The sequence below is a fragment of the Komarekiella delphini-convector SJRDD-AB1 genome, from assembly GCF_014831675.1.
GTDB lineage: Bacteria > Cyanobacteriota > Cyanobacteriia > Cyanobacteriales > Nostocaceae > Komarekiella.
In genome coordinates this window covers 14,815-41,464 of record NZ_VJXY01000004.1, presented here as the reverse complement: position 1 = coordinate 41,464, position 26,650 = coordinate 14,815, and the positions used below count along the sequence as shown (strand labels likewise).

The 26,650-nt window shown below is 39.1% G+C and carries 25 protein-coding genes; 20 read left to right on the top strand and 5 right to left on the bottom strand.

Annotation, left to right across the window (positions count from 1 at the left end; genetic code table 11):
* The first annotated feature begins 339 nt into the window (after positions 1–339).
* Positions 340–1,083, top strand: a complete 744-nt coding sequence (locus FNW02_RS05335) for a hypothetical protein (protein WP_191756534.1) — start codon at positions 340–342, stop codon at positions 1,081–1,083.
* Positions 1,084–1,297: 214 nt separating this feature from the next.
* Here FNW02_RS05335 and FNW02_RS05330 read toward each other — a convergent pair whose 3' ends face one another.
* Complete coding sequence (locus FNW02_RS05330; RefSeq protein WP_191756533.1) at positions 1,298–3,364, bottom strand: ATP-binding response regulator; 2,067 nt, start codon at positions 3,362–3,364, stop codon at positions 1,298–1,300.
* Between the two features lie 620 nt (positions 3,365–3,984).
* Here FNW02_RS05330 and FNW02_RS05325 point away from each other — a divergent pair.
* The gene (locus tag FNW02_RS05325; protein ID WP_191756532.1) at positions 3,985–4,458 is read left to right on the top strand and encodes a DUF2808 domain-containing protein; all 474 of its coding nucleotides are present in this window, start codon (positions 3,985–3,987) and stop codon (positions 4,456–4,458) included.
* Positions 4,459–4,800: 342 nt separating this feature from the next.
* Here FNW02_RS05325 and FNW02_RS05320 read toward each other — a convergent pair whose 3' ends face one another.
* Entirely contained in the window at positions 4,801–6,885 is a 2,085-nt protein-coding gene (locus tag FNW02_RS05320; protein WP_191756531.1) for a BamA/TamA family outer membrane protein, read from the bottom strand.
* A 406-nt stretch (positions 6,886–7,291) separates the two neighbouring features.
* On the opposite strand from FNW02_RS05320, the gene FNW02_RS05315 reads away from it, so the two are divergent.
* Complete coding sequence (locus tag FNW02_RS05315) at positions 7,292–7,537, top strand: hypothetical protein (protein ID WP_191756530.1); 246 nt, start codon at positions 7,292–7,294, stop codon at positions 7,535–7,537.
* A 491-nt stretch (positions 7,538–8,028) separates the two neighbouring features.
* Here FNW02_RS05315 and FNW02_RS05310 read toward each other — a convergent pair whose 3' ends face one another.
* On the bottom strand, positions 8,029–8,577 hold the full coding sequence (locus FNW02_RS05310; protein ID WP_191756529.1) for a PepSY domain-containing protein: 549 nt from the start codon (positions 8,575–8,577) through the stop codon (positions 8,029–8,031).
* Between the two features lie 283 nt (positions 8,578–8,860).
* Here FNW02_RS05310 and FNW02_RS05305 point away from each other — a divergent pair, with 283 nt between their 5' ends.
* The 5 genes from FNW02_RS05305 (at position 8,861) to FNW02_RS05285 (ending at position 12,518) form a co-directional block, all read left to right on the top strand.
* Entirely contained in the window at positions 8,861–9,661 is an 801-nt protein-coding gene (locus tag FNW02_RS05305; protein WP_191756528.1) for a hypothetical protein, read from the top strand.
* Positions 9,662–9,927: 266 nt separating this feature from the next.
* Positions 9,928–10,455 (top strand): DUF1003 domain-containing protein, encoded by a 528-nt coding sequence (locus FNW02_RS05300; RefSeq protein WP_191756527.1) that lies wholly within the window; start codon positions 9,928–9,930, stop codon positions 10,453–10,455.
* A gap of 188 nt (positions 10,456–10,643) precedes the next feature.
* Entirely contained in the window at positions 10,644–11,069 is a 426-nt protein-coding gene (locus FNW02_RS05295; protein ID WP_191756526.1) for a DUF4363 family protein, read from the top strand.
* 38 nt (positions 11,070–11,107) lie between these two features.
* Positions 11,108–11,389, top strand: coding sequence for a peptidase (locus FNW02_RS05290; protein WP_191756525.1), 282 nt, complete (start codon positions 11,108–11,110; stop codon positions 11,387–11,389).
* 361 nt (positions 11,390–11,750) lie between these two features.
* Complete coding sequence (locus FNW02_RS05285) at positions 11,751–12,518, top strand: COG4705 family protein (protein WP_191756524.1); 768 nt, start codon at positions 11,751–11,753, stop codon at positions 12,516–12,518.
* 161 nt (positions 12,519–12,679) lie between these two features.
* On the opposite strand, the gene FNW02_RS39465 is transcribed toward FNW02_RS05285, so the two are convergent.
* Entirely contained in the window at positions 12,680–12,808 is a 129-nt protein-coding gene (locus FNW02_RS39465; protein ID WP_263627716.1) for a hypothetical protein, read from the bottom strand.
* 393 nt (positions 12,809–13,201) lie between these two features.
* Between FNW02_RS39465 and lepB the strand changes: the two genes are divergently transcribed.
* The 10 genes from lepB to FNW02_RS05230 all read left to right on the top strand — a co-directional run bounded on the left by lepB (position 13,202) and on the right by FNW02_RS05230 (position 21,050).
* Complete coding sequence (gene lepB / locus FNW02_RS05275; protein WP_191756523.1) at positions 13,202–13,762, top strand: signal peptidase I; 561 nt, start codon at positions 13,202–13,204, stop codon at positions 13,760–13,762.
* 155 nt (positions 13,763–13,917) lie between these two features.
* Complete coding sequence (locus FNW02_RS05270) at positions 13,918–14,916, top strand: RNA polymerase sigma factor, RpoD/SigA family (protein ID WP_225225439.1); 999 nt, start codon at positions 13,918–13,920, stop codon at positions 14,914–14,916.
* A 96-nt stretch (positions 14,917–15,012) separates the two neighbouring features.
* Positions 15,013–15,390, top strand: coding sequence for a sulfite exporter TauE/SafE family protein (locus FNW02_RS05265; RefSeq protein WP_191756522.1), 378 nt, complete (start codon positions 15,013–15,015; stop codon positions 15,388–15,390).
* A gap of 85 nt (positions 15,391–15,475) precedes the next feature.
* Positions 15,476–16,348, top strand: coding sequence for a TSUP family transporter (locus FNW02_RS05260; RefSeq protein WP_191756521.1), 873 nt, complete (start codon positions 15,476–15,478; stop codon positions 16,346–16,348).
* 1 nt (position 16,349) lies between these two features.
* On the top strand, positions 16,350–16,733 hold the full coding sequence (locus tag FNW02_RS05255) for a DUF1634 domain-containing protein (protein WP_191756520.1): 384 nt from the start codon (positions 16,350–16,352) through the stop codon (positions 16,731–16,733).
* 89 nt (positions 16,734–16,822) lie between these two features.
* Positions 16,823–17,752 carry an alpha/beta hydrolase gene (locus FNW02_RS05250; RefSeq protein WP_191756519.1) on the top strand — a complete coding sequence of 310 codons (930 nt, stop codon included), beginning with the start codon at positions 16,823–16,825 and terminating at the stop codon, positions 17,750–17,752.
* The gene (locus FNW02_RS38385; RefSeq protein ID WP_225225438.1) at positions 17,731–18,012 is read left to right on the top strand and encodes an amino acid permease; all 282 of its coding nucleotides are present in this window, start codon (positions 17,731–17,733) and stop codon (positions 18,010–18,012) included. The genes FNW02_RS05250 and FNW02_RS38385 overlap by 22 nt, the downstream gene beginning before the upstream one ends.
* Positions 18,013–18,203: 191 nt before the next feature.
* Positions 18,204–18,494, top strand: a complete 291-nt coding sequence (locus tag FNW02_RS05240) for a hypothetical protein (RefSeq protein ID WP_225225437.1) — start codon at positions 18,204–18,206, stop codon at positions 18,492–18,494.
* Between the two features lie 81 nt (positions 18,495–18,575).
* Positions 18,576–20,243 carry a bifunctional lysylphosphatidylglycerol flippase/synthetase MprF gene (locus FNW02_RS05235; protein WP_191756518.1) on the top strand — a complete coding sequence of 556 codons (1,668 nt, stop codon included), beginning with the start codon at positions 18,576–18,578 and terminating at the stop codon, positions 20,241–20,243.
* 108 nt (positions 20,244–20,351) lie between these two features.
* On the top strand, positions 20,352–21,050 hold the full coding sequence (locus FNW02_RS05230; RefSeq protein ID WP_191756517.1) for a phosphatase PAP2 family protein: 699 nt from the start codon (positions 20,352–20,354) through the stop codon (positions 21,048–21,050).
* Between the two features lie 57 nt (positions 21,051–21,107).
* Here FNW02_RS05230 and FNW02_RS05225 read toward each other — a convergent pair whose 3' ends face one another.
* Positions 21,108–23,741, bottom strand: a complete 2,634-nt coding sequence (locus FNW02_RS05225) for a heavy metal translocating P-type ATPase (RefSeq protein ID WP_431356791.1) — start codon at positions 23,739–23,741, stop codon at positions 21,108–21,110.
* A gap of 46 nt (positions 23,742–23,787) precedes the next feature.
* Between FNW02_RS05225 and FNW02_RS05220 the strand changes: the two genes are divergently transcribed.
* Together FNW02_RS05220 and FNW02_RS05215 are read left to right on the top strand one after the other, a co-directional pair.
* Positions 23,788–24,180, top strand: coding sequence for an ArsR/SmtB family transcription factor (locus FNW02_RS05220; protein ID WP_099066896.1), 393 nt, complete (start codon positions 23,788–23,790; stop codon positions 24,178–24,180).
* Between the two features lie 653 nt (positions 24,181–24,833).
* Positions 24,834–26,510, top strand: coding sequence for an efflux RND transporter periplasmic adaptor subunit (locus FNW02_RS05215; protein ID WP_191756516.1), 1,677 nt, complete (start codon positions 24,834–24,836; stop codon positions 26,508–26,510).
* Positions 26,511–26,650: the final 140 nt, after the last annotated feature.

Genomic DNA, 26,650 nt, shown 5'->3' with positions numbered 1-26,650 from the left:
CTACTCTACTCTTCTCTACGAGAGGCTGCGCCAACGGAAACGCCCACGCGAACTGACTTTTGACTTCTGCTGTAATTTCAATTTAGTTAGTAAAAGTAAAGAAGTTGGAAAGATTTATCAGGATTTGAAAAAATTATTTTGTGTTTCAGAAATACTTGTGAAAACTTGCAAACATCATTTGCAAATCAGATAAAGAGAAAAATGTGACTGTTTTTTTATAGTTTTGTAAAGAATTTGTCACATCTGACTGATAGAGTCTAGAGGAAGCAATTCCTAAAGTGCTTTGCTGGTGATAGATACAGAGCAAAGTCACAAAACCACAGTCATGGAGGTTTTAGCATGAAATCTGTTATCAAGCTTATTTTGAAAGCTAGTTTGGTTGGAACTTTGAGTTTAAGTTTATCAGTACAATCAGTTTACGCATCTCCATCACCGATTAGTGTCCCTATAGAAGTTAGTGACAGTAATGATGATGTTAATGGTAAAAAAGTATTTGCAATAGTGAGCAAAGATGAACAAGTAGTAACTCTAAATCAAATTGGCGAATATAGCAAGACTATCTATAACCTGATTAAAACCAACAATTGGACAGAAGCAAAACACCATTTATCGCTACTCAAAGCTGTATCAGATAGCCTCAAAACACAAAAGGGAAGAACCGATGTCAACTTAGCCAAGCTTGACTCAAGTATTACTGTTTTGCAAAGTACGGTTGCAGCAAAGAACCATCAAGCGATGTGCGATGCTAACCAAGTTAGTGCGATCGCTGCTCAACTAGCAATGCAGTTAGAACCTAAGATGCCTTTGGAGGTTGCAATGCTCGACTACTATGGTCGTGAACTGGAAATTTGGGCAGCCGATGAGAATACAGCTAGATTAAAAAATGTTGCTGGTAAAATTCGAGAGACTTGGGAAGCTTTACGTCCTGCAATCCAATCTCACGGCGGTTCACCTCAATTACAGAAGTTTGACGATACACTAGTTGCTTTAGTTGAGACAGCTAGCTCTCCTACTGAATATAGTCTGCTTGCCGCACCTGTACAAGGTGAAGTCAATAATCTCCGAAAAGTATTTCAACAGTAGATTTATTTGAAAAGGCTCATTCATCTCACTGTCAATTTTGCAGGTATGGTAGGAGATGAATGGGTAGTTTAAAAACTGTCTGTGAATTAAACTGAATCTTCAGTGTGCTTAGTAGGATTCAACTATATTTAAAGTGCGTTATGTTGCCGGAAGCATCGCTCATAGCAAGGCGTAGCCCATTCCTCAGGTAAAGTCAGTCTAAACCCAATCAATCTTAAAAACTCCGCCCTGTGAGATTTGCAATAGCTGCAATTAACTCAGCTTGTTCTACAGGTTTAGCTAAACTTTTTTGAAAACCTGCTGACTGCGCCTGTTTTTTATCTAATTCACGAGTATAACCACTTAAAGCGATCGCCAAAATCTGGCTACATTGTCTCACTTCACTCGCTCTAATTTCCTGCATCAGCATATAACCATTTACATTTGGCATACCAATATCGCTGATGAGTAAATCTTGCTCTGAATTTGCCAGAATTTGTAATGCTTGTTCAGCCGATGCAGCTGTAGAGACGTGCATCCCGTGTTGTTCTAGGATAAAAACAAGCAACTCTCGAATATCAGGTTCATCATCTACTACTAAAACTTTTAAGCCTGCTAAAAGTGATGAAGCACAAGTCAAATGTGAAAGGGCTTTTGAATTATGATTTTTCTCTATCTCTTCTCTATCTTGTAGAAGTGGTAGTCTGACAATGAAAGTTGCGCCTTGTCCTTCTCCCATGCTTTGAGCTTCAACAGTACCACTGTGAAGTTCTACTAAGTGGCGAACAATTGCTAGTCCCAAACCTAGCCCACCAAAATTCCTCGTTGTAGCGTTATCTGCTTGGCGAAAAGATTCAAAAACATGAGGTATAAACTCAGGCTTGATACCTATACCTGTATCTTTCACCTGAATTTGAGCGAATTTTTGTGTTGAGTCTGCTAACTCATAATTTTCTGAAAGACTAATTATAGATAACTCAATATCTACGCGACCTCCTTGTAGTGTAAATTTGATCGCATTAGACAGCAAATTATACATGATTTGGTGTAAACGTTTGGAGTCACCTAAAACGTAATATTTTTTAGAGGAAGTGTTGAAATTATTTAATGATGAACCAGTATGAGAATTTAGTAATTCATTTCTGTTTTCTAAATCTATAGTTGAAAATGATATAAATATTGCTTTTTCTTCAGCTAGTAATCGCACCATCTCTATTGCTGACTCAATAGTAGATACCAAATTTATTGGATACAGATCTAGAATTATTTTATCTTGAATAATCCGAGATACATCTAGTAGGTCTTCAATTAATTTAGTTTGCAATTTGGCATTACGTTCAATAGTTTTAAGAGCGTAATTAGTAGTCTCTTGATCTAATTTTTTGCTTTGCAGTATCTCTGCCCAACCTAGAATAGGGTTGAGGGGCGATCGCAATTCATGAGAAAGGATTGCGAGAAATTCATCTTTACTACGATTTGCGGCTTCCGCTTCTGCTCGTGCAGACTGCTCTCGCTCTAGTAACTGGTTCCTTTCTACTTCTGCTAGCTGACGCTCGGTAATATCAGATAACATTAATAGCACGCCGTTAAAATCACCCCGATCAGTAAAAATTGGCGTGGTAGAAGCAATTACCCACAAATTAGAGCCATCTTGAGTACTAAAACGACAATCAAATCGTTGTCTTCTGCCTTGCTGCCATTGTGCCAAGATTGCTTCAACTTCATTCCCAACCGTTTCAGTCATCAACTCATTAAAAGAGCGATCGCTCATGTCTTCAATACGATAACCCAACATTTCAGCTAGTCGCTGATTAACGTATTCAGTTCGCAAATGGGCATTCAATAACCAGATACCTTCATAAGCAGTATCGACAATATGACGATACCGTTCCTCACTAAGTTGAAGTTTGGCTAAATTTGCTTCGGCTCGTTGTCGAGCAACTCGAAGTGCAGCATTAAGCGAACTAACGAGCAACGCAACTATACTAAATAAGACCAAATGTAGAAGATTCGCACCGTGCCGAAGTACTAAATTATCAGCTACAGGTGTTAAGAAAAAGTTGCTAGCTAAAACTGACAAAATAGTTGCAAGTAATCCTGCTCCTAAGCCACCATACCAAGCACTAAAAGTTACAGCAGCAAAAAATAGAGAGAAAACTGTTGATTTTACCAGAGATTGTAGCAACAGTGTCAGCAGTAGCGCGACTACAACTGATATAACTGCGACAATATAGCGAGTTAAGCGATCGCGACTCAGGTGATAAAGTTGTCTAATCGGCAAGAGATTGATCAAATAAGCCATGCTCAATCCTAATATTTTACTAATGCTATCTACGTCATTCGTGCATATACTTTTTAAAGCTACAGTTTTCTAATCTACCTTATCCTATGTCCTTCTAACCTGTGTATATTAAAAACTTGGTATGACAATTATTTGCCAATCTTGTGACGTTCTCTTATTTTGTTTTTGACATACTAAATATTGTGCAAAGCCTCCACTTGCGTACATCGTTAAACTTTTCATACCTAATATAGCTGCTACAGATATCAAGCTTAAACCTTGATTTAACTTTAGATTAGAAAAATCAAGAACTTGGAAAGATTAGTTCTTGTTGAATTTCTTAACACATTTAGGTACATCTTTTAGAGTTCTTGACTTTTAGTAGGTAAAGTGGAGTACTTACTAAAAGTTATTAACTAATAACCATAAACTTGAGTTTTAGTTGTGCTATTGAACAGTGCTTAAAAAACATAACTCAACATCCATTTATTCTTGGAAATTTCCTACTTTTATCTCTAACGATATAAAAAGCTGATTCCAAAGAAATTATACAGTAGCATTAACATTTTACTAACTTACCAAGTTCTTAACTTTTGTCATTTAGAGTAAACTTGCTCACTATATTTTAAAGGAAGATTGACATGAAAAAGCTAATTCATGCTGTTGCATTAACTTTAACTATCGCATCTTTGTCATCTGCTGCTTATGGCACAACCACGATGAAAAATAGCGGATTTCCTGACGTTGTTGGAGCAGTGCAATTTCCTCAAAATAAAGCGAAAATTGTCAGAGATTCTTTCAAGCTAGAAATTCCTCAAGATAGTAGAGCTTTATCCCAGATGACTATTGCTGTACCTAAAGGTGTAACTGTAAGGAATGATATTGAATTATCTAACCAGTTTGGTCAAAAGATAGCTGCTAATATTACTGTCAATGGCAGAACTATTACAACTGTTTTTCCTCAACAGGTAGCTCCTGGAACTGAACTCAATATTGTTCTCAATCGTGTTTTAATTTCAGGAACTTCTAATGCTTGGCTTTATCCGGTTTCTGTCAGGTTTGTAGGGATGAATGCAGATATCCCAATTGGTGTATTTCGACTACAAATTTACTAACTTAAACTAACCATACTATTGGTATCAGGTAGGTCTTTGCAGCACCTTTATTCGCTTATTTTTGGTTTGTCTACTGACATTCGCCGTGCTTTATAAACTTAGTCTCGAAATTAGGTTCTTATACCAAGTTGTGTTTGATCGTATTATTTCCTTGCAAGCAAGTCTAGTAGCGACTTTGGTTCCAAACAATACTAACTTTGGCAACTTGGTATTAGTTTGGTTATTATTTTTTTCAATGAGGTATTCCCTTCATCGAAAACTTGAGCTTGCAAGCAAGGATAAACTCAAATAAAATAATCAGCAGTCAGTAAAAATGTATTGTTTACACTGACTGCTGAAAACCTAAAACCTTTCACCAATCCCAAAATTAATGCGATTGTCACCATCGCCATTGATGCCGTAGTCAATGCGAATTGGCCCTAGTGGCGATTGTACGCGCACACCAAGACCATAACCGTAGCCACTACCATTTTTGTTCAGTACCTCAGCTGACTTGGTATTACTTCCGAAATCACTACCAACATCAAAAAATAGTGCGCCACTGACGACTGAAAAAATGGGGAAGCGATACTCAGCAGATGCTTGTATGTAACTACGTCCACTACCTAATCCTCCTTCTTGATAACCCCGGACGGAGTTACTACCACCAAGGATAAAGGCTTCGTAAGGAGGCAAGTCACCAAGGATAGTTCCACCCTGCAAGTTAAATGCTAAGGTTTGTGGGCCTTTTGTCAGGTTAATAAAGTTGACAGGGAAATATTGGCTATAGTTACCTCGTAACCTGGTGAGAAAAATATTGCCTAGTCCTATTGGTACTGACTGATCGACTCCGAAGCGGAGATACGAACCGCTAGAGGGTTGTAAGGGATTATTACGGCGATCGCGTTGTACCCCTAGTTGCAACAACAGCAAATCGTCTTCACCTTGCCCAGACTTGCTAAGTGGAACTAGTTCAGTAGCTACTCCATTCTTGAACACGGTTCCTTCTTTTCTGATGTTGCCATTGGCATCACGGGTGGAAACTCGTTGATATTGCAAACCTGCTGAAGCCGTCCATTCAGAATTTTTGTAAGGATTATTGCTGAGGGGACGGGTAAAGGTGACACCGCCACCTAGACGGAGGACACGGGGGCGATCGCCATTCGTTTTCCCTGCTTCAAAGGTCTTAATATCATTATTTTTGCCATCAAAAATCAACGAAATGGAGCTACGACGAAAAAGATTAGTGGTGTAAGAAGTCCGATAAGGATCTCCCGCAATCCAGGGATCTGTAAATCGTAAGTCAAACAGCAAATCCCTCTGTCCCACCTGTACTTCTGCACCTAATTTTTGGTTTCTTCCGTTTAGGTTATGCTGCTGATAACTAACAGTGCCATACAGTCCACTAGCAGAACTAATGCCACCTCCAACAGCAACTGAACCGCCACTGCGTTCGGCCACATTCACTACTACATCTACTTTGCTGGGGTCAGCACTAGGGTCAAGGGAGACATTTACATCTTCAAATAGCCCTAGTCCATACACCCGTTGCAAGTCTTTTTGCACAGTATTACGGTTGAATACTTGTCCCGGCTTCAACTCTAATTCGCGCTGAATGATATACTCCTGTGTCCGACCTCGTATTGGTTGTCCCTTTTCGTTTGTCTCTTGACCTTCTTGATTGCGGAACCGGACTCTAATATTCTCCACTACTCCTTCTGCTACTTGCAGGGTGACAACTCCGTTTTCAGAAACTTGCGGTGTTCCAATCACGTTGGCTAGCACGTAACCCTGGTCTTGATACCGCTTAGTTAATTGCTTGATACTCTCCTGTAAGTCGCGCAAATTCAAGATTCTGCCATACTGCTCACGAAAGACTTCATCTACAGCATTAGTAGGTAATGCAGAGGGAACACCTGTGCCAGGATTAGCTTGCACTTCTACCTTGGTCAGAATGGGGTTAGGCTGCACTACAAAGCTTACTTTTACTCCCAAGGGAGTATCTTCTGGCATTGCTTGAACATTGGAGAAGAAACCAGTACTAAATATAGCGTTAATATCTTTTTGCAGCTGGGAGCGGGTTGTAGTTCGTCCTGCTTGGGTACGAATGACTTTGTAAACTTGGTTTTCTAGTTCTGGTGTTAGTTGTCCTGCTTGAGGTCTGACAACTACTTCCGACACCAGCACGCGCAATTCAGTTACTTCTGGGGCTTTGTTGATTTGAGTATTTCCTGGACTTGTGGGAAATACGGGTATTGTCGCAGGTGGATTGGTATTCTTTTGAGAGAGAGTGGTGTCGGAGTCTTTTTTGAGTTGCTGATTAATTGTTGGTGTAAAAACCTTTGTTGTCTGTTTTAAACTGTCAGCAGTTTGTGCATTTGCATTCTTGCATTCGCTTAAAGGAATTGCAATTGTCACTACTGCTACCAATACGGGGAATAGACGCATTTTACTTTACATTCCTCATAGTTACCATACGCGGTACTCCACAGGAGTCACTTAGCGATCGCTTCTGTTAGGGCGTAGCCCATCGCAAAGTAATCATGTTCTTATGCAAGCAACTGACCACCAAAACCCAAAATGCTGATGAAAGCTATAGCTAGATTAATTGAAATATTCATGGTGCAAATTTATCTGAAATATAGGTTTGTGATTATAAGCAGCAAAGGTCAAGAACTTGGAAAGATTCAGATGAATGACTTAATTTTTTTATGACCTTGTTATTGAGGCGATCGCAGCATCATTTTTTAAATTAAACCAAATCTTTCCGAGTTCTTGACTTTTATTTTCCATAATTCAATCCGACAACCTTACTTATACAGGTTGTTTAACTCTAATTAAAGGAGTGGATAAAATGAAAAATTCCGCAAAAGTGATAGTAGCAGCAGCTACTATTAGTATGTTGGGATTGGGATTAACAAAGTCGGTCTTTGCAAGTCAAATACCGTCTAGTGTTTCTGTCAAATCTGAGTATTCCAAACACACCCAATTCTCTCAAGTCAATGCTGAAGAGTCTGATCCATCCGATCCTGCTGGAGATCCACCTGGCGGCCCTGATGGTGGCCCTGATGGCAATGGAGAGGGTGGCCCAGAAGGTTAAGCGCAACTTCTGCACTTTATCTTGTCGTTCCTTTAGTTTGAAATTACCGTCAATTTAATACCAATTTGCTTTCTCAAATGTCATTCTGTAATCTACAGCTTTTTTTGCTGATTACATAGTGAAACGAAGTGTTAGCAAAGTGTTCCCTAATGGTGGAATTTCGCGAGATTCTTTGTTAGACTCGGTTTGCTCCGATATGACCAATTTACCTCTTTGATTGCAACTTGGTATTACGAAACTAACTAGGTAGAGCTTTATCTTAACTGCTGAAGATAGGATCTTATCTTCAGCAGTTTTATACAAAATTTTAATTTTTAAAATTTATGAGCGATCGCAAGAGAAAATATGATGCAACTGATACATTTGCTCAATCAAACATGACTGTAATCATTCGATTACAAATAAAGGAGGTTGTTGAAAAGAGCTAATTCAACAACCTCGTATTTAGCTATTTACAGCTACATATCACTTGTGACTAGTAATAAATAACCCTATTTACTGCCTTCATTTGTTTCTCGTTCATTATTATTTTCCGTAACTTGAATACTACTCTTTGGACGAGAAGCTTCATTTTCATCGCTTTCCTGGTTAGCATTCTCAGTGTAGAGAACCTTACCATTACCAGCGTAAACTTTCACCTCTTTTTGACCAATTTCTACAGCATAAACCAAGTTACCATCTTCATTTTCGAGTTTTACACTACTAGCTTTAGCACCGACAGAAGTTTCAGCAGCTTGTTTAGCTTGTTCTGCTGTAATTTTAGCTAAAGCTTGTAGTTTTTTGTCCTCTTGCTGTTCTTCTTGATCATCATTAGTTTCACCGTCACCATCACTTGCTTGAGCTATTTTAGTGTGATGAACACCATTATTCATGATTTCAGGAGGTTCTGTAGCGTCATTAGCTTCGCCATCTCCGTCACTAGCCTGAGCTACTTGTACACTGTTTTGAGAAGGAGAGGCACTTACGGTTTTGACCACTGCACCAACACCTAAAATACTCATTAAAGCAGCTGCTAAAGCGATTTTTTTTGAAGTTATCATGTGTGTCAATCCTGGAATTTTGTATTTGTTTAGCAATCCAAAATAGTTATCATTATTTGTGTTGCTTACACCTATTTTTGATTTGCTATAGTTTTACTTTAAATATAAAAAGTCAAGAAGTTGGAAAGATTGATTGCAACTACTAAAAATTATTTTGATAACAATATCTAAGTTGTAATAGAAGGACTGAAAAAGTTTTCTCTACTCAGTCAAAACTTTCCAACTTCTTAACAAATGCAATCTACAGTAAAACTACAAATACAGATTGAGACATATAGGATTTATGAATAACTCAACAAAAATCATTATTATCGGCTCTTTGCTTAGTACTTTGGGTATCGCTGGTTTGGCAAAAGCTATCTCTACAAATCAACCCCAGTTACCTGTTGCAATCATACCGCAGCGTCACAGTAGCATTCAAATGATTATTAGTAAGGATAAAGATGTGAAAATCGATGGAAACAGAGAACAGCCAGACGCAGCTAACGATGTTGATACTGAGGTAAATGATGATAAAGTACCAACTTCTCTGAGCCAAGTGGGTGAATATGGTGAAAGCATCTACGATATGGCTAAAGCTAATGATTGGACAAAAGCCACAGCTAATCTTACCTCTCTTGAAAATGCAGCAAAAAATCTACGTACCGAAATCAAAGGTGAGAATAAAACAGAATTAGTACAGTTGGATGCCAAAATAGTAGCACTCAAGGGTGCTGTCACCGCTAAAAATCGCATATCTGCAATGCGCGACGCTAACCAAGTGACGTTACTCGCTGCCAATATTACCAAGGAATTTGAACCAAAAGTACCAGTTGAGGTAACGCTACTTGACTATTATGGACGCGAGTTGGAAATTTGGTCGATAACAGGAAATACAAGCCAACTGAAAACAACAGCGTCAGAGATTCGCCGCACCTGGAATGCAGTCAGACCATCTATCTTAGCGCGTGGAGGAACTACACAAGTACAGAAATTTGATGGACTTGTTGCTAGTGTTGAGGCGGCAAAATTATCTAGAGATTACGCTCATCTTGCCATTCCTGTGCTAGATGAAGTGGATAATCTAGAGAAGGTCTTTAAATAGTAATACTCAAACTTTGTCATACTTGAGTACGTTCAGTGCTTGAGGTATTGGTACTCGCAAAAACAAGCTTTAGATACACAAACTAGTTGACTATTACATTAGCAACCAATTATGGGAGAGCAAAATTTTTTGCTCTCCTCATAGATAGCATTGAGCTACTTTTGGAGTTTTTGAATTTAGACTTGTAATTACTAAACGTTTAGTCACTGCAACCTCCAACATACTAATATACTTTGGTAAACCAACGACTAAAAACTCTAACCAACGTGCAAAAAAAACCTTTACGCACCCGCGTTAGTACAGAAGAGTATAGACTATTACAGCGTCTACGCGAGCGCAAACCCGCACAGAATCCACCTAAGTCTCCGGCGACTTTTGGCGACAGGTTTTCCGATATAGTAGCTGATACCGTTGGTTCTTGGCGATTTATTATCATTCAAAGTACTTTACTTATACTGTGGATTATTCTTAACGTCACAGCCTACATCAAGCATTGGGACCCTTATCCGTTTATCTTACTTAACCTAATGTTGTCCTTTCAGGCAGCTTATACTGCACCCATCATTATGATGAGTCAGAATCGTCAAGCTACCATTGATCGCCAGGATGCGAAATATGACTATGAAGTAAATAAAAAAGCAGAATTAGAAATTGAATTGCTACACGATAAAATGAATTTGTTACGGGAAGATGAAATTGTTGAGATTATGAGACTTTTGAAAGCACATCAGGAACAGTTACAACTTATAGAAGGTAAGTTATCAGAAATCTCTGCTCGTCTAATTGATAACTAATTTCATTTAATATCTATCCCAGATAAATTAAGTTAAAAAGATGTAAATTTTTTGGACAATCACCAAACTCAAAAACTGTATTTTAAATCATCAATTCAAGAGCAAATTTCATCGTAATTTCATTTATGTATGAAAAACTAAAGAAAAGAAGCTAGATTCAATCCCAGTATATTTTTTAGAGAGGTATTATGAAACGCTTAATCTACATCATCTCCCTGACTGCAATTAGCTTATTGACATTAGTAGGATGCAATAGCCCTCAACAATCTACTACCCAGACCCCTGCTACCACTGAAACGACTGGAGGAACAACAGTATCTCAAACTCCTGGTGCTACACAGGCAGGTTTTGATGCTTTGAGTAGTGTTGTTTCAAATACAAAAACTTCTGTGGAAGCAGGAAATTTTGATAAAGCCCAACAGGAGTTTGACAAGTTTGAAAACGCTTGGGTCAAGGTTGAAGATGGTGTTAAAACTAAATCTTCCAAAACCTATAATGCAATCGAAGATGCTGCAACTCAGGTGAAGGGTGCGCTGAAAGCAAAAGATAAAGCGAAAGTTCTTGAGGGGTTACAGACACTTAACTCAAATATCGCCACTGTTTCCAAGGGGTGAGAAATCACTAAGATAATTTCCACTGGAGATTTTTGATCATGCGTTCATTTCGCAAGTACCACCGCACTCTGGCGATTATTCTAGCTTTACCGCTTTTTGTAACATTGCTAACTGGTATCGCAGCTACACTGGTGGGTGAGTGGTCAGCTAATATTGGAGTTCCGCGTAGTCTTTTGCTTTCGATTCATCGCGGTGAAATCTTTGGTTTACAAGGAATTTACCCAATTTTGAACGGACTGGGACTTTTGGGGTTGTTGGTGACTGGATTAAGTATGACTAGTTTGTTTGGTAGGAAAAAGCCAAAACCTAGGCAGGATTAGAAAAAGTATAGGTTCACTCAAGAGCGATCGCAATAGTATGGTATGTCTTTGTAATATCTAATTGTAGTAGATAGCTTCTTTACCAATGTAGTATGGCATCTTTGATGTTTGAGCAGGCTTTGGATTTAGTTGAGAAAGACAAGGCTTGCTTAATGATATTTCACTACTTTACATAGCTAATGTTACGAACCTTTGATTGAGTCTGAAACAGCATTATATTTTTCATGTGTAAATTTTTTTAGTTGCATCACATACCCTACAAAACTTTCCAATTTCTTGACATTTGTTGTTTAGAGTCAAACAAAGCCAAATCACTACGATTAAGGCTTCATCACTACTCTAAAAAAATCAAGCAAATATCATGAAAAAAGTTTTAAACAGGGTTCCAGAGGTTACAGGTTCTTTCTGGATTGTTAAAGTCCTGGCGACCACAGTAGGTGAAACTGCGGCTGATTATTTGTCAGTAACTCTAAACCTTGGTTTAAGCGTTACATCCTATATTATGAGTGGCGTATTACTCATTGCGCTTTGGAATCAATTTAGGCTGAAAAGGTATGTCCCAGTAAGTTATTGGATTGTAGTTGTTTTTACAAGTATCACTGGTACACTAATTACTGATAGATTGGTAGATGAGCTTGGAGTTAGTTTGATGACAACTACTATAGTTTTTAGTGTTGTCTTGCTAGCAGTTTTTGCGTTGTGGTATTTAAAAGAAAAGACATTAGCTATGCACTCCATCAATACAGCTAAAAGAGAGCTTTTCTACTGGGTGGCTATTTTATTTACGTTTGCCTTGGGTACGGCAACAGGAGACTTACTAGCAGAGGCTTTGAAGCTAGGTTATGCCCAATCAGCACTAGTATTTGGTGTTTTAATTGCGATAGTAGCTGGTGGTTATTATTACTTTAGAATGAATGCAGTCTTGGCATTTTGGATAGCATATATCTTGACTCGTCCGCTTGGAGCATCTATAGGTGATTTACTATCTCAACCAGCTAAAAATGGTGGTTTTGGTTTAGGTACAGTCGAAACTAGTATGCTTTTTCTTTCTATAATTGTAAATTTGGTTATTTACTTAAGCCTTAAGCAGAAGCAACCGGCACCATTGCCGATTGATCGACAAGATTGATTAATGATGGCGACGATTTGCCGTGTTGCTCAACAGTAGAATGATGGTTTGATTATCTTAAGGTTGGTATCACTACTGTGCGATGAGCTACGCTCCGACGGAGGCGATCGCACCTCCTATTGCACTCGGTAATGTAAGTGGAAGAGGGCTAGCCAGAGCGATTAAGGTGGTAGCTCTAACAGCCGTAGAATGGGCGTACCAATTGAACTTCCGCCTAAACCAAACAGCCCAGAACAGAAACCCATACCGACTCCAACCACAATTTCTAAAAACCAGGGTAAGGAAATCATATTAAATAGAACCTGATGTTTTTCATAAAGATTAGGTACGCTGACTGAATGCGTGATTGTAGTTATTTAATTTGGATAGACATCACTTTTTCAACTTTTTGACAAAATCCTGTAACATCAAGCTCTTAACTTAAAGAAATATCAGTTTTTGCTGAATTAAGCAAATCTGCTCCCTATCAGAGAAATCTTTTCGAGTTCTTGACTTTTACCCCTTAATGTGAAGTTACGAACCGAGATTACAGGAATTAAAAGTTATGAATAATTTAGACTACGATTCTCAAAATTTTACCACCAAAGATTTAATTTATGACTGAAGCCAACATCAATACGTTTGCTCACTAATAACTTTCAAGACTTATCTCTGTCTAATGCTTGTTATTTATTATTAACACTATGTCTAATATTCATCACCAACAATCATCCCCATCAAAAAACGAAAATATTTTGCTAGAAACAGTTAAAACAATTGGTTTAAGCCTAGTTCTTGCTTTCGGTGTTCGCACATTTGTTGCTGAAGCTCGTTATATACCCTCTGGCTCAATGGAACCAACACTCCAGATTAATGATCGCTTAATTATTGATAAGGTTAGCTATGATTTTATCTCACCTCAACGAGGTGAAATTGTTGTTTTTAATCCGACCAAAACACTGCTTTCTGAAAACTACCACGAAGCTTTTATTAAACGTGTAATTGGTTTACCAGAAGAAACAGTTAAAATTAAGAATGGACTAGTTTATATTAATGGCTCGCCTTTAAAAGAGAATTACCTTGAAGCTAAACCAGACTATCAATGGGGGCCTGTAATTGTACCAAAAAATTCTTATCTAGTTCTGGGAGACAATCGCAACAATAGCTATGATAGCCACTATTGGGGTTTTGTTCCCCACAATAAAATCATAGGTCGAGCCATTGTTCGCTTTTATCCTCTCAACAGAATTGGATTTTTCAATTAACCTGTTTACATTCTCTAGTCAAAAAAAAAGTTAGCAATTTAATCAATAAAATTCATTATTTCATTCTAATTTCATTTCTTGATGTCATACTAACTACACAGAGTCAAAATTCATTTACTCCAAGTCAATCAGTATTTACGAAGGTTCAAAAAACTATGAAAAATATATCTCATCCATCTATAGAATTAAGCGAGAAAAACGAAAAATCTTTATCCAATGCTGATATTGTGCGTACCTATCTGCATGAAATTGGACGTATTCCTTTGTTAACTCATGAACAAGAAATTGATTTTGGTAAGCAAGTACAACAAATGATGATTTTACTTACTGCTAAAGAAAAATTAACTCTTCAATTAAAGCGTCAACCTACACAAAAAGAATGGGCTGAAAAAGTTGATATTAGTGAAGAATTACTAGTGCAGCAACTACGCCAGGGATATCAAGCCAAGCAAAAAATGATTAAGGCTAATCTACGACTTGTAGTGTCTATTGCTAAGAAATACCAAAGACGTAACCTAGATTTTCTTGACTTAATTCAAGAAGGAAGTTTAGGTTTAGAGCGAGGAGTTGAAAAATTTGACCCTAGCAGAGGATACAAATTTTCAACTTATGCTTATTGGTGGGTTCGTCAGGCAATTACACGAGCGATCGCTGAACAAGGACGTACTATCCGCTTGCCTATTCATATTACAGAAAAACTGAATAAAATCAAGCGAACCCAACGTGAACTAGCTCAAAAATTAGGTCGAACTCCTACCGCAGTTGATATTGCTGAAGAACTATCTTTAGACCCCAAACAAATTCGAGAGTATTTACTTATAGCACGGCAACCTGTCTCTCTGGAATTACGAGTTGGCGCAGAAAGAGAGACGGAATTACAAGATATGTTGGAGGATGAAGGAGTTTCTCCTGAATTTTACACCGATCAAAAATTTCTCCAACAAAATATCCAAAATTTATTGTCAAAACTAACTCCCCAGCAACGAGAAATATTAACTTTACGTTTCGGTTTAGTAGATGGAAATGAACTGTCCTTAGCGGAAATTGGTCAAAGCATGGGTGTTAGTAGAGAACGAGTCAGACAGATAGAGTTACAAGCTTTGAGTACTCTACGAAGGTATAAAGAACAAGTACGTAGTCATCTCGCTAGTTGATGCTGATAGCAGTATACGTATAGGAACATCAATTTTAGCTAACAAAAAACTCTGTGATTCTAGCTTTCATTACATTAATTAGGAAGAAATTTAATCATGACTAATATTTGGCTTTGCATAATTTTGGGATTGATAGCAGGAATTGTTAGTGGCATGACAGGCATTGGTGGTGGAATAATTATTTTGCCTGCCTTGATTTTTTTCTTAGGATTCTCTCAGCACCAAGCGCAAGGAACTACATTGGCTTTGTTAGTTCCACCAATAGATTTATTAGCAGCATGGACTTATTATAAGCAAGGATATGTAGACATAAAAGTAGCTGCACTTCTCTGTCTAGGATTTATTTTAGGTGGGTGGTTCGGTGCCAAAATAGGAACGAGTTTACCGAATAGGGTTTTAACTAAAATATTCGCCTTGCTACTAATTCTTAGTGCTGCTAGAGTTTTATTTGCAACCCCTCATGATTCCGTGTAATTAATTATTTCTTAACTTGCTTACCATATAATGCAGATGTTGCTATTGAGTTTTTTCATAAGCAACGTTTAATTTAGAAGCGAAGGTGCGTTGGCATGACGCGCCCACCGGAGGTGTTCGCTTGAATGTTTTAGAATTTACCCTACTAGTCTGGATTAGTTCTGCTACAGCAGGCTTTTTGGGAGCGTTGACAGGCTTAGGTGGTGGAGTGGTGCTTGTCCCTCTATTAACTTTGGTTTTTGGTGTTGACATTCGTTACGCAATTGGTGCTTCGCTAGTATCTGTAATTGCAACTTCTTCCGGCGCTGCTTCTGCTTACGTCAAAGAAGGCTACACTAATTTACGCTTGGGAATGTTCTTAGAAGTAGCAACGACGTTTGGAGCGATCGCAGGTGCAACTATAGCCGCTTTTGTTTCCACTAGAATACTCGCTGTGGTCTTTGGATTTGTTTTACTTTACAGCGCTTATCTCTCGCGTCAATCCCGTCCTGAACACTCAGCTGATACTCCACCTGATCGTTTAGCAACTCGTTTAAAGCTAAACAGCACTTACCCAACACAGTCAGGTGAACAACCTTACAATGTCCATGCTGTTCCTGTAGGATTTAGTCTGATGTTTGTCGCCGGAGTGCTTTCCGGGTTACTTGGTATTGGTTCTGGCGCACTCAAGGTACTAGCAATGGATCAATTCATGCGGATTCCGTTTAAGGTTTCTACTACTACCAGTAACTTTATGATTGGGGTGACAGCAGCAGCTAGCGCGGGTGTGTACCTGAAACGAGGTTATATTGACCCTGGACTGGCAATGCCTGTCATGTTAGGAGTACTTTTAGGCGCATTGTTGGGAGCTAAGGTATTAGTAAAAGCAAGAGTAGGCGTTTTAAGAAATATTTTTAGTTTAGTCATTGTGCTATTGGCAATTCAAATGATTTATAACGGCTTGACTGGGAGAATTTAAAATGTTCCAAAATCGACACAACTTGAGTGAAAGACAAGTCGAAATTTTGGTCGGTAATTTGTTAAGATATGGCGTACTTTTCTCTTCAGCTTTAGTCTTGCTCGGCGGAGTTTTATACCTAATTTATCACGGCAAAGAAACTCCTAATTATCAAATTTTTCGCGGTGAACCTCCAGCTTTTCGCTCTCCTGAAGGAGTAGCAACCTCAGCATTATCAGGTCGCCGTCGTGGCATTATTCAACTTGGGTTGTTGTTATTAATTGCTACTCCTGTTGCTAGAGTTGCTTTTTCTCTGTTAGCTTTTATGCGTCAGCGAGATATCACCTATATTATTTTGACTTTGATTGTTTTGACTGGGCTGATTATTAGTTTTATAGCTGGTTAACAAATAATTGTCTACTATTTTAATTTTGAGCAATTATAGAGAAGTGTAATTTTAATATTATTTTGAGATAATAACCAAGGAAATTATAGATGAAGTTACGATGGTCAAATATTTTACTAGCAGGTATGGCCATAGTTGCTACCTTGTTGGCAACTGGTTATTGGTACGTGTTCATTGCTGGTGCGCCGCAACTTGATCCTCCGCAGGTAGAAAAAAATACAGGATTGTCCTTTGAGCTAAAGACTTTCAACAGCAAGGCAATGGGAGAAGTGCGACAATATGGCTTAATTCTTCCTCCCGACTATGCCAAGAACCCAAACAAACGCTATCCAGTCATCTTCCTACTGCACGGGGGACATGGAGATGCTCGTGCTTATCAGGATAAAGCGGCTGTCACCTCCGTACTACATGACCTTTACAAAAGTGACAAATTAACTCATTCAATAGTGATTACCCCAGATGGCAATGACAAGCGCGGTACAAGTCCGTTTTGGGATTCAGATTACTATGATGGCCCCAATGGTAAAGTTGGCACTTTGATTGGTTCAGAGTTAGTCAAAATTGTGAAATCTCGTTATCGGACGTTGAATGAACCGCAGTTTTGGGCAATGGGAGGACAGTCAAGTGGTGGTTGGGGAGCGTTTAATATTGGTTTACGCCACCTGAATAACTTTAATGTTTTCTTTAGTTCTAGTGGCTACTTTACCGATAGTAGTGGTACAGCAAATAGCCCCCAAGATTTTATTAAAACAATACCAGTAGCAGAACGTGAACGCATTAGAGCATATTTGGATGCTGGAGAGCAAGATCAAGAATTTCTGACATCAACTCAGCAGTTTCATCAAACTCTAGATAAGTTAGGAATTGCAAACGAATTCCATGCTTTTCTTGGCGGTCATGGTATTGTTGGCGCAGATGTTGGCTGGAACTACTGGCACAAACATCTAGTAGACCAACTTACCTTCAAATCTTTGGTAGCGGAATACTATATTATTTTTTGCAGTTTACGACATTATTAATCTTGCTACTAGCTGCAAATACCAGTTATGCAGATTTTCCGCGACTTGCCTCACTGTTAGCCAGAGATAGTTTTCTGCCTCGACAGTTGTTACTGTTGGGCGATCGCCTGGTGTATTCTAACGGTATTATTTTACTGAGTGTTTTAGCTGCTATTCTTACCATTATTTTTCAAGGCGAAGTCAACGCGATTATCCCTCTGTATGCTGTTGGGGTGTTTACCTTCTTTACCCTCTCGCAAGCCGGAATGGTACGTCATTAGTTTAAGGAACAAACTTCAGGTTGGGGTACTAGCGCAATCATCAATGGTATGGGGGCGATCGCTACTTTTATCGTTGCGGTTGTGATTATTGTGACAAAATTCCAAGCAGGAGCTTGGGTTGTAGTTCTAGCTATTCCTCTCGTTGTCAGTTTATTTCTCTTAATTCGCCGTCACTATCGATATGGGGATTGGTGATCGCTGTTCTCTATCTTCTGTTACCCCCAAGTATTCCTTTGTCCTATTTCGGCTTTGCTAGTATCTACTTACTAGCAATGATTGCAGGTATTGTTAGCAACGTTCCTGGAGGTTTAGGGGTGTTTGAAACCGTAATACTTTTGCTACTGCCATCAGAAATAACAGCCCCAGCAGCTTTGGGTTCACTAATAGCTTACCGAGGAATTTACTACATCTTGCCCTTGATAGTTGCAGTGGCATTGCTGGGTTTGTATGAAATTAATCAACGGCTAAAAGCGCGTTCCTAGCTTAATTTATGTTTAACCCAACTTGAAATTAAACTTGCTCTACGACACAATCAAATAATTAAGCAAAGTGAGGAAAAGCAATTGCTAAATAAACGTCAACGCATTGGATTGTGGACAGCCTCTATTTTAACCGCCATAGTAGGGGTTGTGAATTTGATATCTGCGGTTACTCCTAATTCGCCTAGACGCACAGAATTGATAGAGCAATTTGTCCCTTTTGATATCCGCGCGGGTGGACATTTTTTTGCAGCAATCACTGGATTTATATTGTTAACTCTGGCAGCTAATTTATTACGACGTAAGCGAGTAGCTTGGTTACTAACAGTTGGGTTGTTAATTGTAACTATTATTAGCCATTTAATCAAAGGTTTAGACTATGAAGAAAGTTTGCTGGCTGGAGTTTTACTAGCTCAACTTATTTTAATGCGTAATGTTTTTACAGCACAATCAGATCGTCCTTCCATCACTCAGGGAATTCGAGTTTTAATTGGTGCATTGCTGTTTACATTAGCTTACGGCACTGTAGGTTTCTTTCTACTAGATAGGCAATATACGGTTAATTTTGACTTACCAGAAGCGTTGCTGCAAACTTTGGCAATGTTTTTCACAGCTGATAATGCAGGGTTAGAACCTACAACGCGATTTGGACAGTTTTTCGCTAATTCAATATATTTAGTAGGTGCTTCTACATTAGCTTATGCTTTATTCATGCTCTTGCGTCCGGTCTTATTAAGAAGTTCTGCTTTAGATGTAGAAAGAAAACGAGCAAAAGAAATTGTAGAACAATATGGAAAATCTTCTCTAGCAAGATTTACTCTCTTTGATGATAAAACTTATTATTTCAGTCCTTCTGGAAAAAGCTTCATTGGTTATGTAGCAAAAGGTAGAGGTGCAATAGCTTTGGGCGACCCCATTGGCCCGCTTGAAGAAAGACAAGAAATAATTGTTGGGTTTCAGCTATTTTGTGAGAAAAATGACTGGTATCCCGCATTTTATCAAACTTTACCAGATGATTTAGATATATATAAATCTTTAGGCTACCGTACTGTTCAAATTGGTGAGGAGGCAATTGTTGACTTACATAGCTTCACCCTTCAAGGCAAAGCTAACCAGAACTTAAGAAATGCTCTCAATAGACTTACTAAGTCAGGTCATCAAGTTAAATTTTATCAACCACCGATTGCCAATGAATTATTAACAGAATTGAGGTCAGTAAGTGATGAATGGCTTAAGATGATGCAGGGAGCCGAGAAAAAATTTTCTGTTGGTTGGTTTGATTATGACTACTTGTGTGAATGTGAAATAGTGGTTGTACATACCCCAGAAGGAACAATAAGTGCCTTCGCCAATGTGATATCAGAGTATCAAAAAAATGAAATTACTATCGACTTAATGCGACGACGTACACACATTGAAAAAGGGACAATGGAATTTTTATTTGTCTCAATGTTTCAGCACTTTCAGCAACTAAATTATGACGGTTTTAATTTGGGATTATCAGCACTTTCTGGAGTTGGAGAAACACAAAATTCTCCCACTTTGGAGAAAGCATTAAAATATCTTTACGAACACTTAAATAAGTTTTATAACTTTAAGGGTTTACATACATTTAAAGATAAGTTTACTCCTCATTGGGAACCTCGTTACTTAGTGTATCCCAATTTAGCTGTACTACCCGATGTAGTAGTAGCCTTAGTAAGGGCAGATTCAGGAGATAGGTTACTAGATTACTTTAAACCAGGTACTTAGAAGCCTAGTTTGAGCAAAATAACTCTATTTTCGATTCAAAATCGTCTTTTCAAGTTCTTGACTATTATTTTGTAAGCTATAAATCCATAACAGACTTAGACATATTCAATGATACGAAAAATTTCTAACTTTTGGCTGCGCGATATATACCCTCGTTTAGCTCCTTTAATTGCCACAATTGGTATAGTTGGACTTGCAATTTGTTTGCTGATCCTGTTTGTTGTCGCCAAGCTTGCTGAAGAAGTTTTAGAGACAGAAGCTTTTGCATTTGATACATCTTTCTTATTATGGTTACATCAATTTGCCAATCCGAGTCTTGATAATTTAATGTTATTTATTACGAATCTTGGTAATCCAAAGACAGTAGTAGTAGTCGCAGCAATGACTTTAGGAATACTTTGGTGGCGACGTTACCGGATAGAAACATATATTTTTGTGCTTACTTGTATAGGAGGGTTAACTCTAAATACAGGTTTAAAGTTATTTTTCTCTAAACCCCGTCCGCAACTTTGGACACTTTTGATTTCTGAAAAATCTTTTAGTTTTCCTAGCGGTCATGCACTAGGCTCTATGGTGATGTATGGTTTTATTGCCTATATACTAGCTACTTATTATCCTCAATTTTCGCGGTTAATCTATGTTTTAGCGGTTATTCTAATTGTGGCAATTGGCATCAGTCGCCTATATTTAGGAGTACATTGGCCGACAGATGTAATTGCTGGGTATGGTGTTGGATTTTTGTGGTTAATGATATGTATCACGATGTTGAAACTACAGAGATTGAGGCAAGGGCAATTACTAGAGTAAAACATTTAATAACGTTGGTTAAACGTTACTAATCTCTGTAGAATATGCGTTATTTGTTTAATTTTTAAAAGTTTTGGTTTTAAACAGACGCATTCCATTTGCAGTTACTAGCAGGGAAGTTCCTGTATCAGCTAAGACGGCGATCGCTAAACCAACAAACCCAAACGTTCCCAATAGTAAAAATAAAGCCTTAGTTACCAGAGAAAAAACCACATTCTGTTGAATCACTGACACAGTACGTCGGCTTAAATCTACTGCATAAGCAAGCTGTCTCAAGTCACTACCTACCAGCACCACATCTGCTGTCTCCAAAGCGATATCAATTCCACCCACAGCAAAACTAATATCTGCCGTAGCTAAAGCAGGTGCATCGTTAATGCCATCTCCAACCATACCTACTACCCCGTGACGACGCAACTGTTGAATTGTTTGCAGTTTATCTTCAGGTAACAGTTCTGCCTGATACTCTGTAATTCCAACTTGTTGGGCAATTTGCTTGGCCACAACAGTACGATCGCCTGTCAACATCACCAATCGCTTCAATCCAACCCGCTTCAATTGTCGCAGGGCTTCGGTGGCTTCCAAGCGGATACCATCAGAGAGGGCGATCGCTCCTAATAACCCTTCGTTCGTCCCTACCAACACCGGAATTTGACCGAGTTGTTCAATTTCAGTTAACAAAGATTCAGCTTCATCAGACAAGCAAATACCTTGGTCTGAAAACAACCGTCGATTACCAACCAGATATAACATCTCACCAAAGTTTGCCTGAATCCCTTTACCAGGTAATGCGGTAAAATCAAGGGGAGTTTCTAACTCCAGCCCCATCTCTTGAGCCTTGGCCACAATAGCTTTTGCTAAGGGATGTTCAGACTTTTGTTCTAAGGAAGCGGCAATCTGTAATATCATGTCTGCACTCACTTTCCCCAAGTCATAAACCTGCTGCACAATAGGCATCCCTTGGGTAATTGTGCCAGTTTTATCAAAAGCAAGGGTAGTTAGATGTCCAGCCGTTTCCAGTGCATTACCCCCTTTAAATAAAACGCCCCGCCGAGTTGCAGCACCAATAGCACTGACAATGGAAACTGGGGTAGAAATGACTAAGGCACAGGGACAAGCAATTACTAGCATGACCAGTGCGCGGTAAAGCCAGACGTTAAAAGGTTGAGCAAAAGCTAAGGGCGGAATTAGGGCAATGGCGATCGCAGTTAAAATCACTATCGGTGTGTAAACCTGTGCAAACTTATCCACCCACTGCTGTGAAGGTGCGCGGCTTTCTTGAGCTTGTTCTACCAAATTAATAATTTTGGCAACGGTTGTATCGCTAGCAGTGTGCGTAACTTTGACTTCTAAAAAACCTGTCTGATTTAAAGTGCCTGCAAAGACAGTATCCCCAACGGCTTTATCTTCTGGAATTGACTCTCCCGTAATTGGAGATTGGTCAATAGCACTGTTACCAGAAACAACCACACCATCCAACGCCACACGCCCTCCTGGTCGAATCGTCAAAACTTCACCTAGCTGAATACTTTCGACGGGAACTGTAAATTCCTGATTCCCGCGCTTAACTGTAGCAGTATGTGGAGTCAAATCCATCAATGAGCGAATTGCATTGCGGGTACGACCAAAGGTGAAAACTTGCAATGTTGTGCCTAAAGAGAACAAAAAGACAACCAGCCCCCCTTCAAACCAGTCTCCTAAAATTACTGCCCCAATCACCGAAATAGTCATGAGCAGATTCATATCGGCGCGACGCAAGCGCAACTCAAACAAACCAGCCCGTGCGATCGGATAGCCAGCAATTACTATACCAATGCCATAAAAAGCTCGTGCAATCCAGATAGGTAGCATTAAATACTGATTAAGTAAACCTAAAACTAAGCCTATGCCTGCAAGTATGACACTCTGTCCCCGACGATTTTCAATCCAGAATCTCCAGCTTGTGAGGTCGGATTTTTGTTTTTGTTTTAACTTGTTTATTGGCTGAGAATGCTCGTGGTTATGATCATACTCGTGGTCATGACCATAAGAATCAGTATGATGATGAGAACTGACCTCACCAAATCGCGTTGCTCCCTTCTCAACCGTATAACCTAAATCTTTAACCCGGTCATAAATTGCTTTCTCATTCACCAATTGTGGGTCATAGGATATATGCAATCTTTCGTTAGCAAAACTGACCGATGCTTCTTGTACGCCTATTATCTTCTGCACCCCAACCTCAATGGTTTTGGCACAACTGCCACAATCCATCCCGCCAATTTGTAGCTGTAGCGTTTGCAGAGAAACCATATCTACGTTATGGTCATGATTTTGGTGGTCATGGTCGTGTTCACCGCCACAGGAATGAGTATGCTGATGGGATTGTGCCTCATGACTTTGCTCTATCGTATAACCCAAACCTTTAATTTGGTTATAGATACTCTTTTCACTCAATATCTCTGGATCATAAGAAACCCTAGCCTTACCAGTTGTAAAGTTTACTGTTGCTTCTGTCACACCATGTAACTGTTGCAAAGCGACTTCAATTGTCTTGGCGCAGCTTCCGCAGTCCATACCGCCAACTTGCAAAGTTTGGGTTTTGAGTTCAGGAGTTTGAGTCATAGCAGCTTTAGAATCAAGGCAAAAAGTTAGCTGCCAATATTCTAATACAACAATTGAACAACTATTCAACTGTACAATGGTTATCATTTTAGTTATTATTGAGATTGATAACTATTGCTAAGTAAAACTTGCTATGAATAAGCACAAGAAAAAGCAGGACTTAGACTTAATTCAAAGTTCTGATACCCCTACCTGTGATACTCATCTGGTGCATCTAGATAATGTACGCTCATCTCAGGCTCAAATCTTACCGACAGATAAAGCACAACAAATGGCAGAAATTTTTGGGGTGTTAGCAGATACAAACCGTATACGCCTCCTATCAGCTTTGGCTTCTAGTGAGTTGTGTGTTTGCGATCTAGCTGCATTAACCAAAATGAGTGAATCAGCAGTTTGCCATCAGCTGCGGTTATTGAAAGCTATGCGTTTAGTCAGCTATCGTCGAGAAGGTCGGAATGTTTATTATAGTTTGGCTGACAGTCACGTCATCAACTTATATCGCTCTTTAGTGGAAAATCTAAATTAATAAAATATTTAAATATTGGTTTATTTGGTTATCGATCTTTATGTTAATTTTAAACTTTAAATAATAAAATTTTAAAGTTTAAAATTAGTTTTTTTAAAAGAGACGTTCTGAAATAAAGTGAGCGCAAAGCAGGCGCTATATGAACACAACAAAAGATAAAATTTTTCTTTACTTCTGCCTTCTGTCTACTGTCTACTGTCTCCTTTTCAAAATAGGGCTAATAGCTGAAGCTTGATAGCGAGTGCCTTCTTATTTAGAAAGCTGTAGGCTATTTAATTTTTACGTTAGCTAATAGTAATGAAAATATACAAGAAATATTTATAGTTGTGTTGTAAGAATGCCTACAGTAATTTCAAAATGTATATAAATTATATAGACATTTTGTGTATTTTGTAGTTTTAAGAAAAATGTAAAATTCCAAACATGAATATCGCCTAAATATTATAGTTACTCCTAATAACAATCGCCATCAAAAATTTCACCCAAATTTCATATCGATATGAAACACTGGAAAAAGACTACTATTCAAATTCCTTAAACTACTCACAAAAGCAATGTAACTAGCTAAAGAAAGCGGTAGTCCAAATTTGCACATTAAATGCCAACATCCAAAGGCGATTCTGCTTTCTCACTAACTTAGGACACAACAAGCGATGGGAATCTCTAATTTGTTTCAATGTTCTGCTCCACTGCGTTATGTTTCGTTGACAATGTTGATGTTACTACTAAATACTCCTACTACTGTTTTGGCTGGTGCTGGACACGACCATAGCGGTGCAAGTTCATTTCAGGGTAGTGGAAGCGAAGCAACTGGTTCTGTTGAAGTTGATGCAGAAACCGCAAAACTGCTAGGAGTTAAGGTAGAACCAGTGCAACGCCAACGATTAGCTGTCGGCATTAAAACTACTGGACAGATTGAAACCTTACCTAGCCAGAAAGTGGAAGTCACCACCCCAATTCAAGGGGTAAAAGTAGTTGAACTGTTGGTAGAACCAGGCGCATCAGTAAAGAAAGGTCAACCTGTGGCTGTTGTGACCAGTCCAGATTTAGTGACATTGCGCGTGGAATCTCAAGACAAATTAGCACAAGGTCAAGCTGATTTACAGCAGGCTGAAGCTGACTTGAGGCTGGCTCAACAAAATTATGATCGCTATCAGCAAATAGCCACAGCAGAAATCGCCCAAGCCCAAAGCCAAGTAGCATTTGCTCAAGAAAAGTATGAGAAAGATCAAGTGTTAGCCACTGAAGGTGCTTTGGCACGTCGCAACGCTCTTGAATCTCAAACCCAGCTAGCAGAAGCTAAAGCTAAATTAACCACAGCCAACAGCCGCCGCGATGTCATTGCGGCTGAAAATCAACTCAAACGCGCTCAAGTAGCAGTTAGCCTAGCAAAATCCAATATTAATCGCAGCAGTGCTATTTATGAAACTCGCCTTTCTCAACTAGGAAACCGCGCTAATGCTAAGGGACTAATAACAGTAACAGCTCCGATTACCGGCAAGGTTGTTGATAGGGAAGTTACTATCGGTCAATCATTTCAGGACGCGGGTGGTAAATTAATGACGATCGCAGATGATAGTCGGGTTTTTGCCACAGCGAATATCTATGAAAAAGATTTAGATAAAGTGAGGACAGGTCAACAGGTAAGGATGAAGGTTGCTAGTGTACCTAATCAAACCTTTATAGGCAGGATTACACGGATTGGCTCAATAGTCGAAGGAGAAACGCGAGTAGTACCAGTACAAGCCGAAGTCAATAACGCTAGAGGGCAGCTCAAACCCGGAATGTTTGCTGAATTTGAAGTTGTAACAGACCAGACATCTACAGCTACTTTGGCAATTCCCCAGTCTGCTGTAGTAGATGCAAATAATAAGAAATTGGTCTATGTCCGAAACGGCAATGCCTTCCAATCTGTTGAAGTTGAGCTAGGACAAACCTCTGAAGATTTAATTGAGATTAAAAGTGGTTTATTCGAGGGAGATTCAGTCGTTACCCAGCGTGCGCCACAACTTTATGCACAATCATTGAAGGGTGGTAGTAAATCTAACGAAGGAGAAGAACAGGAACAAGCACATTCAGAGGATACTAAGGCTAACATCTTACCGCTACCTCTGTGGTTATTTGGAGCAGGAGGAGTGGCCCTTGCTACTTTGGCTTTCCTAGCTGGTAGTTTCTGGTCTAGCCGTCGTAACCGTTCCCGTTTAGTACCAGTAGGTAACGGTTTTAATTATGAAACCGAGGTTTATATCGACAACCACAAACAACCAACCCCCTCTACTCCCGCCATTTCTGTTGAGAAAAATGACAAGGATACTCATTCCAATTACTAATAAAAAATTTGCGGTGCTGATTAAGAGTATGAATTTATCGGGCTACGCCCCGCTAACGCTAACACGCAGTACCGCTTTCGCGTAGTGTCCCGTAGGAAAGGCGGAACCCGCAGGGTGGCGCAGAGAGTAGGAGTTTTAAA

Coding starts and splice junctions, on each gene's coding strand:
- FNW02_RS05305 (WP_191756528.1), top strand. CDS start 8,861: ATGAATAACTCAACAAAAATCATTATTATCGGCTCTTTGCTTAGTACT.
- FNW02_RS05230 (WP_191756517.1), top strand. CDS start 20,352: ATGATACGAAAAATTTCTAACTTTTGGCTGCGCGATATATACCCTCGT.
- FNW02_RS05290 (WP_191756525.1), top strand. CDS start 11,108: ATGCGTTCATTTCGCAAGTACCACCGCACTCTGGCGATTATTCTAGCT.
- FNW02_RS05270 (WP_225225439.1), top strand. CDS start 13,918: ATGAAAAATATATCTCATCCATCTATAGAATTAAGCGAGAAAAACGAA.
- FNW02_RS05325 (WP_191756532.1), top strand. CDS start 3,985: ATGAAAAAGCTAATTCATGCTGTTGCATTAACTTTAACTATCGCATCT.
- FNW02_RS05250 (WP_191756519.1), top strand. CDS start 16,823: ATGAAGTTACGATGGTCAAATATTTTACTAGCAGGTATGGCCATAGTT.
- FNW02_RS05285 (WP_191756524.1), top strand. CDS start 11,751: ATGAAAAAAGTTTTAAACAGGGTTCCAGAGGTTACAGGTTCTTTCTGG.
- FNW02_RS39465 (WP_263627716.1), bottom strand. CDS start 12,808: ATGATTTCCTTACCCTGGTTTTTAGAAATTGTGGTTGGAGTCGGTATG.
- FNW02_RS05255 (WP_191756520.1), top strand. CDS start 16,350: ATGTTCCAAAATCGACACAACTTGAGTGAAAGACAAGTCGAAATTTTG.
- FNW02_RS05215 (WP_191756516.1), top strand. CDS start 24,834: ATGGGAATCTCTAATTTGTTTCAATGTTCTGCTCCACTGCGTTATGTT.
- FNW02_RS05220 (WP_099066896.1), top strand. CDS start 23,788: ATGAATAAGCACAAGAAAAAGCAGGACTTAGACTTAATTCAAAGTTCT.
- FNW02_RS05225 (WP_431356791.1), bottom strand. CDS start 23,741: ATGATAACCATTGTACAGTTGAATAGTTGTTCAATTGTTGTATTAGAA.
- FNW02_RS05310 (WP_191756529.1), bottom strand. CDS start 8,577: ATGATAACTTCAAAAAAAATCGCTTTAGCAGCTGCTTTAATGAGTATT.
- lepB (WP_191756523.1), top strand. CDS start 13,202: ATGTCTAATATTCATCACCAACAATCATCCCCATCAAAAAACGAAAAT.
- FNW02_RS05320 (WP_191756531.1), bottom strand. CDS start 6,885: ATGCGTCTATTCCCCGTATTGGTAGCAGTAGTGACAATTGCAATTCCT.
- FNW02_RS05295 (WP_191756526.1), top strand. CDS start 10,644: ATGAAACGCTTAATCTACATCATCTCCCTGACTGCAATTAGCTTATTG.
- FNW02_RS05315 (WP_191756530.1), top strand. CDS start 7,292: ATGAAAAATTCCGCAAAAGTGATAGTAGCAGCAGCTACTATTAGTATG.
- FNW02_RS05335 (WP_191756534.1), top strand. CDS start 340: ATGAAATCTGTTATCAAGCTTATTTTGAAAGCTAGTTTGGTTGGAACT.
- FNW02_RS05330 (WP_191756533.1), bottom strand. CDS start 3,364: ATGGCTTATTTGATCAATCTCTTGCCGATTAGACAACTTTATCACCTG.
- FNW02_RS05265 (WP_191756522.1), top strand. CDS start 15,013: ATGACTAATATTTGGCTTTGCATAATTTTGGGATTGATAGCAGGAATT.